We start from the raw sequence: 13,800 nt of genomic DNA, 5'->3' as shown, positions 1-13,800 counted from the left end.
TGATTTTGATTTTGATCAAGTATTTAAATAACACGTCTATTTACCTACTCATTTATCCTTCTGCATACGCAAATCTCCTTTATTTACGAAAAAATGGTTTATGGCTGATAAAAAAATTTCAAAGTTAAAATGACTATAAATATTATTAATAAAAATCATTATTTAAAGACAGTCCCCTGATGCGGCTTTTCATATTTATGGTACAATGCGCGCCAATTATGGGATTATTAGAAGATCCCAAGGACTTTAAGAAAATTGTTTATGTGCATTAGCATGTACACCAAAGAGAACTTTTAAAACATGACAACGCTACAGGCTAATGAAGTTAATCTAAGACGTACTTTCGCAATCATCTCCCATCCTGATGCGGGTAAAACCACCATCACTGAAAAAGTATTACTTTTTGGTCAAGCTTTGCAAAGAGCCGGGACTGTTAAAGGTAAGAAATCAGGTCAGCATGCAAAATCTGATTGGATGGAAATGGAGAAAGAGCGTGGTATATCTATTACAACCTCTGTCATGCAATTTCCTTATAACGGTTGCTTGGTCAATTTACTCGACACGCCGGGTCATGAAGACTTTTCCGAAGATACCTACCGAACACTCACCGCGGTCGATTCGTGTTTAATGGTTATCGATGTTGCTAAAGGTGTTGAAGCACGTACGGTTAAATTAATGGAAGTTACGCGCTTACGTGATACACCTATTATTACTTTTATGAATAAAATGGATCGCGATGTACGAGATCCAATGGAAGTGATGGATGAAGTAGAAGAGGTTCTTAAAATAAAATGTGCGCCTATTACTTGGCCCATTGGTATGGGTAAAGAATTTAAAGGTGTTTATAATATTTTAACTGACGAGATATTTTTATATCAGTCGGGCCTTGGTCATATGATCCAAGAAGAGAGAATTATTAAAGGGCTTGACAACCCAGAATTAGACAAAGTCATTGGTACCTATGCTGACGATTTACGTGAAGAGTTAGAGCTCGTTTCTGGTGCCTCACATGAGTTTAACTTAGAAGAATTTTTAAAGGGTGAACTCACACCAGTATTTTTTGGAACTGCCTTGGGTAACTTTGGTGTTGACCATATGCTAAACGGTTTAACTAAGTGGGCACCAAAACCTTTACCGCGTTTAACAGACGTTAGAGAAGTTACCGCTCAAGAAGAAAAGTTCACCGGCTTTGTTTTTAAAATTCAAGCGAATATGGATCCAAAACATCGTGACCGTATTGCCTTTATGCGTATTTGCTCAGGTAAATATGAAAAAGGCATGAGAATGCGCCAAGTACGCATTAACAAAGATGTAAAAATTGCTGATGCTGTAACCTTTATGGCGGGTGACCGTGCACATGTAGAAGAAGCCTACGCCGGTGATATTATTGGTTTACATAATCACGGCAGTATTCAAATTGGCGATACGTTTACGTCAGGTGAGATGATGAAGTTTAGTGGTATTCCAAATTTTGCCCCTGAAATGTTCCGCCGTATTCGTTTACGCGATCCGTTAAAAGCCAAGCAATTACAAAAGGGCTTGATCCAACTTTCAGAAGAAGGTGCAGTGCAAGTCTTTAGACCATTTAACTCAAACGAGATGATTGTTGGTGCGGTAGGTGTATTGCAATTTGAAGTGGTGGTACAGCGTTTAAAAACTGAATATAAAGTTGACGCTATCTACGAACCTATAAGTGTGGCAACAGCCCGTTGGTGTACGTGTGATAATGAACGAACCTTAGAGCAATTCAGTAAAAAAGCCTATGACAATTTAGCGCTAGATGGTGGTAACAACTTAACGTATATTGCCCCTACTATGGTGAATTTGAATTTGGCGCAAGAGCGTCATCCAGACATCCAGTTCCACCAAACCCGAGAACACTAAATTTGATGTCGTATATAGCATTTTAACTACGTTATTTATTCTTTTTTTTTGGTCATTTAGTAAACTAAACTCCCAATTAAAAAAGAATAAACGCCTTGTTAAAAAGCATTCTACTTAATCAAATGAGATTAATTATAAATAATATGACTAACTGCGAAATAACGCCTTTCTCGCAGTTAGTTGGCTCAAGATTAAAGAAATGACACGGAACATGCACCGCATGTGAGTATCATTGATGCCAATATTGAGTCAAATAACCATGAGAAAGAGTTTATTTTATGAATATTAAACAACTATTAAGTGAAAAAGTATCTGCAGCTATGGTGCTTGCGGGTTTGCCTGAAGGCACTAACCCAGCGGTTAGCCTCTCAAGTCGCCCTAACTTTGGTGACTATCAAGCCAATGGTGTTATGGGTGCAGCGAAGAAGCTAAAAACAAACCCTCGTGAGTTAGCAACTAAAGTTGTTGAACACTTAGATCTTGAAGGTATTGCTGACAATATTGAATTAGCAGGTCCTGGTTTTATTAATATTCATTTAGACAAACATTGGCTAGCCGCTCAACTTGCCAAAATGGTAAATGATGAAAAATTGGGCGTAACCCAACGAGGTACAAGCCCAGAAGATCAAGCAAAAACTGTTGTTGTTGACTATTCGGCCCCAAACCTCGCCAAAGAAATGCATGTCGGTCACTTACGCTCAACCATTATTGGTGATGCAGTTGTGCGTGCTTTAGAGTTTCGTGGTGACAAAGTCATTCGTCAAAACCACATGGGCGACTGGGGCACACAGTTTGGTATGTTATTAGCACATTTAAGCGACAAACTTAATGCCAACGAAGTTGCTGAAACTGCCCTTTCTGATTTAGAAAACTTTTACCGTGAAGCAAAAATTCGTTTTGATAACGAAGAAGGCTTTGCTGACCGTGCGCGTGACTATGTTGTAAAGCTTCAAGGCGGCGACAAAGATTGTTTAGTATTGTGGAAGTTATTCATTGATATTTCTATTGTCCACAGTGAAGATATTTATCAGAAACTTAACGTAACATTAACCCGTGACGATATCATGGGTGAAAGTGCTTATAACAATGATTTACCCACGGTTGTTGAAGAGTTAATGACCAAAGGTATTGCTGAAGTTAGTGAAGGTGCCAAAGTTGTTTTCATTAATGAAATGGCAAATAAAGACGGTGATGCACCGGTATTTATTATTCAAAAAACGGGTGGTGGTTATTTATATGCGACAACCGATTTATCTGCTTGTCGCTACCGTACCAAGGAACTAAAAGCTGACCGTATTATTATTTTTACTGATGCTCGTCAAAGTTTACACTTTAAACAAGTTGAAATTGTTGCGCGAAAATCAGGACTATTACCGGCACATGTCGGCTATGATCATTGCCCATTTGGCATGATGATGGGTGACGATGGTAAGCCATTTAAAACCCGTACCGGTGGTACAATCAAATTAGCAGAATTACTTGACGAAGCCGTTATTCGGGCAAAAGAAGTCATCAAAGAAAAAAATCCTGATTACTCTGATCAACAACTCAATGAAATTGCAACAAAAGTAGGTATTGGAGCAGTCAAGTTTGCTGATTTATCTAAAAATAGAACCAGTGACTATATTTTTAACTGGAAAACGATGCTAAGTTTTGAAGGCGCTACCGCACCTTATTTACAATATGCTTACTCGCGTATTCAAAGCATCTTTAATAAAGCACAAATTGAACAAACAAACTTTAACGCTGATATCTCCATTATCGAACCACAAGAAAAAGCGTTAGCTTTAAAATTACTCCAACTCGAAGAAGTAATAGACTCGGTTATCAGCGAATCTACCCCTAACTTATTGTGTAATTATTTATATGAGTTAGCGAGTTTATACATGAGCTTTTACGAAGCATGCCCTATTCTTAAAGAAGGTATTGACGAAGCAGTGAAAAAATCTCGATTAGCTCTTTGTTTAAATATTTCGAAAACGTTAAAACAAGGTTTAGATATTCTTGGCATTGAAGTCATGGAACGCATGTAACTTTCGCTAAAACTGAAGAAGACAGTTCCCCTTGAATATTCAGGGGTTCTGCAAAATAGCAGTAATACGTTGAGTACAGAGTAAATATTAGAATAGGAAGTATGAATAAATGAAAGTGCTGATCGTTGATAATACAGACCAAACACTCTTGGCACTAAAACAAGCATTTTATGACGGCCCTTGCCAAACAGCTTATGTAGATAATGCTAAACATGCCTTAAAAGCATTAAAACAGCATAAATTTGACGCTATTATCAGTGTCTTAAATCTAGGAAAAATAAGTGGCTTAGAACTACTTAAAGCAATATCTCTAAAATACCCGACGATGATCCGAGTAGCGATTACTAATGACAAAGAAGCAGAGGCTCATCTTAGCGCTCAAGCGGGAAATTATTGCCATTACACTTTTGCTCTGCCACTTAATATCGTGGATATTCATCAGACGATTACGGCAGTTGGCGACAAAAATAAAGCGATCACTAAAGATCACATTATTAAAGCTGTTGCCAGAGTTAAAACATTACCAAGTCCACCGAAAGTATATCTACAGCTCAATGCCATTTTAGAAGAGAAGAATACCGACTCTGAAAAAGTATCTGAGATAATTTCTCAAGACCCAGCATTATCCGCTAAAGTGTTACAGTTTTCCAACAGTTCATTTATGAACCAAGGTAAACCAATTAACGATATCACTGAAGCCATAACCCGTATGGGACTTGAAACACTGTGTTGTATTGTTATGACCGCAGAGCTTTTTTCGTATGAACCTGACATTCCTGAATTTTCATTAATTAAAGAACAATTACACTGCTTATCGACTGCACGTTTAGCCGCTTCGATGGTAAAAGTTGAACTTAAACGAGACGCTTTACTTGCTGGGTTATTACATGACATTGGTAAAATTGTATTATTTGAAATGGATCCAAAGTTAACAAAAACATATTTTCAATACCGTGTTAAAAATGCAAATAACAATACCTTAGAACAAAAAGTATTTGGTACTGATCATAATCATGTTGGCGGATACCTGCTGCATATGTGGAGCTTTTCTTATCATTTAATTGAGGCTGTGGTTATGCATCACTGCCCAGAAAAGTTATTAAAGAAATCATTTGGTATCGCACAAGCTGTTTATTTAGCTGATATTTTACTAAGAGAGCAGCAACCAGAGCCAAAATTTATTGAGCACTTCAAATTAGAAAACGTACTTGAAGCATTAGAAAAAAGAGCTGCAAAGCTAAGATAATAGGTCGGTTTATCTTATGAGATTTACAGATAGCCACTGCCACTTAGATTTTAAAGCCTTTACCGCAAAGGGGGCTTCCTCAACGGTTTCATTACTGGCGCTATGTGCTAAAAAAAACATCCATCAAATTATCGTTCCTAGCGTAGCACCAGACAACTGGGAAAGTGTTTTAGCTTTAACCAATAATATTCAAGAACAACGACTTAATAGCTGCAAAGTTTTTTCTTGTTTAGGTATTCACCCCTGGTTTTTAGGTGGCTTACAACAACAGCATCTTGATAAATTAGCGCAAAAAGTTTTAGAAAATAAAACACGTATTATTGCAATTGGCGAGGCTGGCCTTGATGGTGTAATAGCAAAACAACAAGATAACTTTAATCAGCAAAATCTATTTTTTGAATTTCAGCTTTATCTTGCACAACGGCATCAACTGCCAATTATTGTTCACCACCGCAGAACACATAACGAAATAATAACGCTGTTAAAGCAGGTAAAAATTGCACATGGCGGTATTATTCATGCGTTTTCGGGGAGTTACCAGCAAGCTTGCCAATATATAGATTTAGGATTTAAATTAGGTATCGGTGGCACAATCACCTACCCCAGAGCAGAGAAGACGATTGCGGCTATTAAGCGCTTACCCTTGAGTAGTTTAGTACTAGAAACCGATGCGCCCTCAATGCCACTCAATGGTTTTCAAGGGGAAAATAATTCGCCATTGCGTATCGTTAACGTTTTCAATAAATTGGTCGAACTACGACAAGAAAGCTCAGAGGAAATAGCCGATGAAATTGAGAATAATATTTCATCACTGTTTCAGCTTAACGATAAAAACCGTATTAATTAAGTCTTTTGTCGGCATCATCTAACCTAAAACCTTGGCGACTAAAGCGGTTGAGCCCACGAGTAAGTAAAAAACCGACCACGCCAGCAATAATCATCATTAACCGTAATAAAGTAAACTGTTGATCATTATTTTTTAATAATTTAGTCGTTAAATAGGTTTTGTCTAAAGTTACGCGTACATAACCAACTAATGTATCTTTACGAATTTCACTCACAAAAGGCACTGAAATTTTACTCTTATTTAGTTTGTTTTCAGATAAGCCAAAAAGTGCTTTGATACTTTTAGCATTTTGGCTACTAATAATTAATTGTCCCGATAAGTCATAAAGGTGAATTTCGTTTACAGCCTCAGATTTTTGAAGTTCATCTACATAATTTTGTAATAATTGCCGACTTTCCTTTGTTTTAACTTCTGAAGTTAATACTGATAAGCCCGCTGAAGCTTGTTGTAAATACTGCTGACCTACATCATAAAAATGTTGATCAATACTTTGCTTATTTTTGGCTTGGCTATATATCCATAAATTCATCAGCACAACAATAAACACAATCGCTATAGCTAATTGCATTATTTTATTATAAATAGATGATAATTTAGGGTATAAAGGCTGTTCTGTATGTGTCATAAGCACTGCAAATGTATTAATTTTATCTTTACGTTCATTTTTATACTATAGCATTATTCAATGAAAATAATCGCTAAAACAATAATTTACCTAAAAAGGCTATACTGTGTCAATTGCTATCCAACATTTTCCTCTTGAGCATATTCAACGACTTAGCTTAGCTGAGTTCATTTCTTTTGGTAAACAAGATAAGTACTTACCTTGCTTTGCCGCTTTTGAAGATAATTGTTGGCAAATTGACGAACGTTATACCGCAATAGCAGGCAGTAAAGAGATCTGTGAGAGAAGTAACCAAACGCTACAAAAACTTGAACTGATCATTTTTAGTGATATTAATCTTGGTGTGCTTAGCCAATTACTCATGCAATGCCAGCTATCCGTTTGTGCGCTAAATGCGATTAATACACGAAATAATCTGACGAGTTATCGCTTTATAGTCACGTGCCAACACTTAACAACTGCGCGGGAAAACTTAGTCAACTTTATACTAGAACATAAAATAGAAGCGGCACTTATTGAAAACGCGCCAAAATTATCAGAGCCAGGTATTTTAGTTATGGATATGGACTCCACCACCATAGAAATTGAATGTATTGATGAAATCGCAATTCTCGCTGGCGTAGGCGAACAAGTAGCAGCAGTCACTGAACTTGCCATGTTAGGCGAGCTTGATTTTGCGCAAAGTTTGCATCAACGAGTAGCAACATTAAAAGATTCCCCAGAAAGTATTTTAGCTGAGGTAGCAAAGCACATCCCGCTGATGAATGGATTAGAAACGCTTGTAACGGTATTAAAAAGTCATGGTTGGAAAATTGCCATTGCCTCAGGAGGTTTTACTTATTTTTCGAACCATATAAAAGACTTGCTAGCGCTTGATGCTGCCCACGCGAATACCTTAGAAATCATTGATGGTAAGTTGACCGGTAAAGTTTTAGGTGATGTTGTTGATGCACAAGCCAAGGCTGACTGCCTATTGGCTTTGCAAAAGCAATACCACTTACCCAAAGAGCAAACTGTCGCCATGGGTGATGGAGCAAACGATTTAGTAATGATGGCTGCGGCACATTTGGGTGTTGCATTTCATGCTAAACCGCTGGTATTAGCAAAAGCAGACAGTGCCATTAATACTGATGGTCTTGACTGCCTTTTGCATTGGTTAGCGTAAAGCGATTTTAACATTTAAGATAACAGCTCATGTCTCACTAAAGTTTCTTGGGTGATATCATGTAATTGGATGATGCCTGCTACACTCCAAATATCTTGCTCTATCTGTTTGCCACGGTGAATAGCATAAGAACTGATATAGCTTAATTCGGGGTTTAAATGATCCATATCAGGTTCATCAGTTCTTGATAGCTTAATCTGAACACAAAAGAACAAACCACGATTAAGCGCTCTAGAAATAAACATCCGCTGCAACATCGGCGATTCTAACTCGATGGATGTTTTAGTGGTTACTGCTTGATCAATGATTTTATTATCAAGATTAATCGCAATATATAAAATCTCAGATACAGGTTGATCATCAGATTGCATTCTTTTCAACGATGACGTCATAGCCGTGGTAGCTTTTAAATTGTTTAATATTGGGTATAGATTGTAGATTGACCTTCTATCGCTTAGCTGCTGCATCACAGGGAGTAATTTATCTTTTATCGTGCCACAAACAATAGCTTCTAATTTATATCGACTCCCACTGGTTTGCACCATTAATGAGGGAATAGTTAAACTCCGGCTATAGATGTTTCGTAATGCTTTAGCAAGACCCGGTATCATCAATGCATATTCATCAGGGGTTAATTTATCACGATTTTTGGAGATTAATGCTTTAAAAAACGCTCTACCCATATGTTGATGCTTTTGAACATAAACACGTAGATTAAGAATGTTTTTCTTTTTATTAATACGCATAACTTCATAAGGAAGCACTTTTAAATCAAAAGCCGAGGTGATTTTTTGTAGCCCAGGGAAGGTTAAGTAAACCACATCTCCTTTATTTAACAACGAAGGTTTATCAAGCTCTAGTTTCAGACCTAAAATAGAGAAATCATGGGATTTACCGTCACAGCGAACGCCTTCAATATCAAGTTCAACCGGTGTCGAATATTTAAACCTTGGTTCTTGTCGCTGATTTTTATAGTTAATGCCAACTTCGTCCATCAACAACGGTAATATTAGGCGTTTATGACCAAAGTTCTTTAAACGAATTGTATCAATTTTTTCAAATGAAAGTTGCTGATACTGCTCTATGGCAACCTTATTGGTCACATCAACAGCTACAACGATGTTTGGTAGCTTATTAAGCGTTTCTAATGCATCGTTTGGCATAGGTAAGTTTAGGTATTCGTTATTTTTAGATAATGTATTTGATAACGTTAGGGGTGAATGCGCTTTATCTATATCAACATCTATAATCGTTAACTGTGTAATTGCAAAGCTTGCTTTTGACGCAGCAAAACCTAAAAACTGTTTTTTGAAGTCTCTATCATCATTTAATTGTTGTTCGTCAGCAGTATAAAAGAAAAACTTTCCCTGGCTTTTATGAATAAAGCTATAGACCAATAACGATTTACCTAGTGCATGCGAATTCTTCATCCGTAATATACGTTCTGGGCTAATTAAGCAGTACAATGTAGAGTGGCGGTTCTCGTCTTGCCAATATTGGAAAGTTGATTGATTATTATGACAAGTGAGTGCATAGCGCGGTAAAAAATTGCCGTCTTTATCTTCTATAAATATAGGTAATTCATTCAATTTAGGTAAAGAAAACTGCTCAAAGCTACGCGATTGGATCGCATTTATCGTGTTATCTAAATTAATTTTATAACGGCGTTTATTCCCCTGAATAAACCCCTGTAAAAAATGTTGAAAACCATCCAGTGCTTTCTCTTTTAAAGAAACTCTTCTACAACCTATCAATTGCATTTTATCAAGTTGTTGAATGTTCTTTACTTCAAAGTGAAAATTATTTTCGTGACCAAATTGAAACTCATCTTCCAAACCTCTAAAGCGAATTTTTATAGGCTGACCCACCGTGATATTATTTGGAAAGTTAAAGCGAAATTTAATCCCTTCTACACTAATATCTGAACTTGTACATTCATATTCTTTTTTATCATTTTCTAGCACTATATCTAAGGTAATAGCGAAGTTCATCCGCTCGTCACTGCGATTATAATAAGGGCCAAAAGTAAACAAATTCGCAGGGTACTGAGCTTTATCGAATACCTTCGCTGCTTCAGTTTTTAAAGGTTTACTAGTGTTACTTTTTTCTTTTTGATAGATAACACGAAAGTTATTTTCGGTATTCATCACCGCTTCATAAACACCAAAAGTATACCCTTTATAAAAAGTGATATTTTCTTGATAAACTTTAATTGCAATATCATCAAGGAAGTGGAGCCTGTCCTCATGTTCAAATGAACGACACTCGCCATCAACATGCCCACGTAAGTCAATTAGCCGCGTACATGGCACAGCTAAACGCTTAAGCTCCATTTTTAACAAAAATCGCTCTGTTTTAGGGATATGCTGAGTCATCGCGGAAAAATTTTTTTCAAAATCATTTATCAACACATTACCGCGAAACTGTTCAACTATTTTTTGATACTTCGAAAAATCTGTAGTCATTTACACTTTGAGTTCTTTGTTATAGCACTTATTATAAGCAGTAAAATGGAAGCAATAAACTTTCATTTTCGTAGAATGAATTTACTATAAATTAATTCACGATAGAATACATCAACAATGACAATCATAAATATCATTGAAAATAATATGTTATTTGGTTACTCGCCATCTTAACAACATATACTAATAATAATTAATGCAATAATTATGCACAGTAATCAAGATAATGGCAAAAAAATCATACAATGTTTCGCATTACGATCAAACTGAGTATTTGGCTTAGTTAGTAAAACTGTACTCACTATAAGGCATACAATACTATTTTTAGCTTTAAAGTCTAAGTACCACAAAAATTAGTTTTTCGTGACTCACATGTGCATTAGACATTAATAAACTGAAAGTTCAAACTATTGACACTATTGTTATGGCTTACTTGGATAAGGTACAAGGTATTGCTGGCTGTCGCTTTAGAATCTTATATGGTAATAAAGCCGTTTTGCACTTGTCTCAAATTTTAAAGACGGGTGCGGACATAATATTAAGTGTCGTTAGCATATTAGGTTCAGTCGACTAATACGCAGTGGACAAGGACGTTATATAAACGATAAACGCTTAGAAGTATTTAAGGTATTGTAGAAAGTATCTGCATGGAGGCAAATACTTATTTCTTTACTGAAACTGAAATTAAGATATTGATCCGTTATATATTTTTTATATCAATCATATTCTCTTTCGCTGCAGCAACACGTTCTCTTTCTTTACGTTTATCACAAGGGTTGTCACAATTACACGATTTATCAATTCCCACCGACGCTAAACCTCCACAACTGCCTGCTAAAGACTTCTGCTGAAAGATATAGCCCACTGACATTGCAATAACAATGACAAGAAAAAAACCTAAAGTGATCATAAAAATCATCATAAAATTAACCTACTATTTTCTTGAAAATATAAAATATATAAACAGTAATTCGTGATTACTCATTACTTCAAATATTGCATGAATTTTACCGTGCTTTGCTCAACAAAGCCATGATCGGTTTTGGCAATAAAATAAGCGGCAATATCATTTTCCTCAGCAAAAGCTATCGCCTTTGCCTCACCCATAACCATCATGGCTGTTGACAAGCCGTCAGCCGTCATCGAAGACGGATGAATAACCGTTACTGAAACTAACTTATGATTGATAGGTTTACCTGTGCTGGGGTCAATAATATGTGAAAAACGCTGTCCACTGGCTTCATAATAATTACGGTAATCACCTGAGGTAGCTACAGCATTATTTTTGGGTATGATGACTTGATGAACAGATCGGTGTTCTCCTGTCGGGTCTTGTATAGGTTTTTCAATAGCAATATGCCAAAGCTCGCCGGTATGCTTAAAGCCTTTAATTCGCATTTCGCCACCAATTTCAATAAGATAGTTATGTACACCCTCTTCTTCTAAATATTCAGCGACTAAATCAACACCATAACCTTTAGCTATAGTTGATAGATCAACATATAAATTTGGTACTTTTTTAGCTAGTTTATTACCTATTAACGTCAACTCTGCAAGTCCTATTCTCTGACGTGCTGCAAGCAAAGCTTCATCACTTGGAATGATATCGGGACGATACTCTGGACCAAACCCCCACAAATTGACTAATGGGCCTACCGTAACATCTAACTTGCCTTCACTTAATTGCCCTAAACGAATTGCTTCTTTGATAACTCGTGTTAAACCTATTGATATTTCAATCGGCGCCAGTGATGTCGATTTATTAAATAGTGATAATTCAGAGTCATCAATATAAGTAGACATTTCTTGGTTTAATTGCACCAATAAGGCATCAATGCCAGTATGTAATTGTTGAGTATCAACCGCGTTGTTTTTAATCACGATTTTAATATTATAAGTGGTGCCCATTGTACGACCTTGCAGCAGTACTTCTTGCTTACTCAAGTCACTGCTTGGAAAACATCCGGCTAAAAAAATCAGCGTAAACATCAGAATTACTACTTTCGATTTAATCATTTCAATACCCATAAATTTATTATTTATGTAAATCGTTTACCAAAAACGTCTTATATAAATAATAAAAGACGACCAAAGCCGTCTTTTACATGCACTATTTTGATGTGATTTTTAGCTCAAAGCTCGTTCACTTTAGAGCAAAAAGATGGCGCGGAGTTGACGTTAGTCAATGAGCACCTTCGATGCCGCTATTAAGTGAAATAGCAAAGAGATAAAAGTTACCAAATATTAGCCGCCGAAGTCATCTAACATGATGTTCTCGTCTTCTACGCCTAAGTCTTTAAGCATATGAATAACAGCAGCATTCATCATTGGAGGACCACACATGTAGTACTCACAATCTTCTGGTGCTTCATGATCTTTTAAGTAGTTTTCATAAAGTACATTATGAATAAAACCTGTCATGCCTTCCCAGTTATCTTCGGCTTGTGGATCTGATAACGCGACATGCCATTTGAAGTTGTCATTCTCAGCGGCTAAGCCGTTGTAATCATCTTCATAAAACATTTCACGCTTAGAGCGGGCACCATACCAGAACGACATTTTACGCTTAGATTGTAAACGTTTAAGTTGATCAAAGATGTGTGAACGCATTGGCGCCATACCAGCACCACCACCAATAAAGACCATTTCATTATCTGATTCTTTAGCAAAGAACTCGCCAAATGGACCAGAAATAGTGACTTTATCGCCAGGCTTAAGGCTAAAGATATATGATGACATTTTACCTGCTGGTAAATGTAAACGTCCTGGAGGCGGCGTAGCAATACGCACGTTAAGCATAATAATGCCTTCTTCTTCAGGATAATTAGCCATTGAGTAGGCACGTAACGTTGGTTCGTCAACTTTTGATTCAACATCAAAGAAACCGAAGTGATTCCAATCGCCTTTGTACTGTTGATCAATATCAAAATCACTATATTTAACGTGATGAGCTGGAGCTTCTATCTGAATATAACCACCGGCTTTAAACGGAACAGATTCCCCATTGGGTATTTGAAGTTTAAGTTCTTTAATGAAAGTTGCTTGGTTATCATTAGAGATAACTTCACATTCCCATTGTTGAACACCGAAGATTTCATCTTCTACTTCAATAACCATGTCTTGCTTAACAGCAACCTGACAGGCTAAACGACAACCTGTTTTAGCTTCACGCTTAGTGATATGACCCGTTTCAGTTGGTAAAATGTCACCACCACCTGAATGCACGTCAACACGACATTGACCACAAGTACCACCACCACCACAAGCAGAAGGAATAAAAATCCCTTGGTCTGCTAAAGCGCCAAGAAGCTTGCCACCAGCAGCGGTTACTACTGATTTATTTGGGTCACCATTTATACTAATTGTTACGTCACCTGAAGAGACTAACTTAGATTTAGCAAACAAAATCACTAAAACTAATGCTAGCACTATCGCGGTAAACATCGATATGCCGAGAATGATTTCCATCGACTTTTCCTTAAATTATCTAGGGCCTAAGTTCAAATTACTTTTGGTAATAAGTGACTTAGGCCGA

Annotated in this window: 10 protein-coding genes; 5 read left to right on the top strand and 5 right to left on the bottom strand. The window is 36.7% G+C overall.

The window, feature by feature from the left end; all coding sequences use genetic code 11:
* Positions 1–300 precede the first annotated feature (300 nt).
* The 4 genes from prfC (at position 301) to H4J73_RS18265 (ending at position 6,010) form a co-directional block, all read left to right on the top strand.
* Positions 301–1,884 carry a peptide chain release factor 3 gene (gene prfC / locus H4J73_RS18280; protein WP_182181908.1) on the top strand — a complete coding sequence of 528 codons (1,584 nt, stop codon included), beginning with the start codon at positions 301–303 and terminating at the stop codon, positions 1,882–1,884.
* A gap of 278 nt (positions 1,885–2,162) precedes the next feature.
* Positions 2,163–3,917 carry an arginine--tRNA ligase gene (argS, locus tag H4J73_RS18275; RefSeq protein ID WP_182181907.1) on the top strand — a complete coding sequence of 585 codons (1,755 nt, stop codon included), beginning with the start codon at positions 2,163–2,165 and terminating at the stop codon, positions 3,915–3,917.
* Between the two features lie 109 nt (positions 3,918–4,026).
* Positions 4,027–5,163, top strand: a complete 1,137-nt coding sequence (locus H4J73_RS18270; protein WP_182181906.1) for an HDOD domain-containing protein — start codon at positions 4,027–4,029, stop codon at positions 5,161–5,163.
* Positions 5,164–5,179: 16 nt separating this feature from the next.
* Positions 5,180–6,010, top strand: coding sequence for a TatD family hydrolase (locus H4J73_RS18265; RefSeq protein WP_182181905.1), 831 nt, complete (start codon positions 5,180–5,182; stop codon positions 6,008–6,010).
* Here the strand turns inward: H4J73_RS18265 and H4J73_RS18260 are convergent.
* Positions 6,003–6,635, bottom strand: coding sequence for an AhpA/YtjB family protein (locus H4J73_RS18260; protein WP_182181904.1), 633 nt, complete (start codon positions 6,633–6,635; stop codon positions 6,003–6,005). The genes H4J73_RS18265 and H4J73_RS18260 overlap by 8 nt on opposite strands.
* 106 nt (positions 6,636–6,741) lie before the next feature.
* Between H4J73_RS18260 and serB the strand changes: the two genes are divergently transcribed.
* Positions 6,742–7,800 (top strand): phosphoserine phosphatase SerB, encoded by a 1,059-nt coding sequence (serB, locus tag H4J73_RS20850; RefSeq protein ID WP_310649679.1) that lies wholly within the window; start codon positions 6,742–6,744, stop codon positions 7,798–7,800.
* A gap of 14 nt (positions 7,801–7,814) precedes the next feature.
* Here the strand turns inward: serB and H4J73_RS18250 are convergent, their stop codons facing one another.
* The 4 genes from H4J73_RS18250 to nqrF form a co-directional block, all read right to left on the bottom strand.
* Positions 7,815–10,265 (bottom strand): PilZ domain-containing protein, encoded by a 2,451-nt coding sequence (locus H4J73_RS18250; RefSeq protein ID WP_182223340.1) that lies wholly within the window; start codon positions 10,263–10,265, stop codon positions 7,815–7,817.
* A 700-nt stretch (positions 10,266–10,965) separates the two neighbouring features.
* Complete coding sequence (gene nqrM / locus H4J73_RS18245; protein ID WP_182181902.1) at positions 10,966–11,187, bottom strand: (Na+)-NQR maturation NqrM; 222 nt, start codon at positions 11,185–11,187, stop codon at positions 10,966–10,968.
* 62 nt (positions 11,188–11,249) lie between these two features.
* Positions 11,250–12,254: an FAD:protein FMN transferase gene (locus H4J73_RS18240; protein ID WP_259366511.1), complete on the bottom strand. Its 1,005-nt coding sequence runs from the start codon at positions 12,252–12,254 to the stop codon at positions 11,250–11,252.
* Positions 12,255–12,509: 255 nt separating this feature from the next.
* On the bottom strand, positions 12,510–13,733 hold the full coding sequence (nqrF, locus tag H4J73_RS18235) for an NADH:ubiquinone reductase (Na(+)-transporting) subunit F (RefSeq protein WP_182181900.1): 1,224 nt from the start codon (positions 13,731–13,733) through the stop codon (positions 12,510–12,512).
* Between the last annotated feature and the right edge of the window lie 67 nt (positions 13,734–13,800).

This window comes from Colwellia sp. MB3u-41 (genome assembly GCF_014076845.1).
In the GTDB taxonomy this organism is placed as follows: Bacteria; Pseudomonadota; Gammaproteobacteria; order Enterobacterales; family Alteromonadaceae; genus Colwellia_A.
This window is presented reverse-complemented; position numbering and strand designations above follow the sequence as displayed.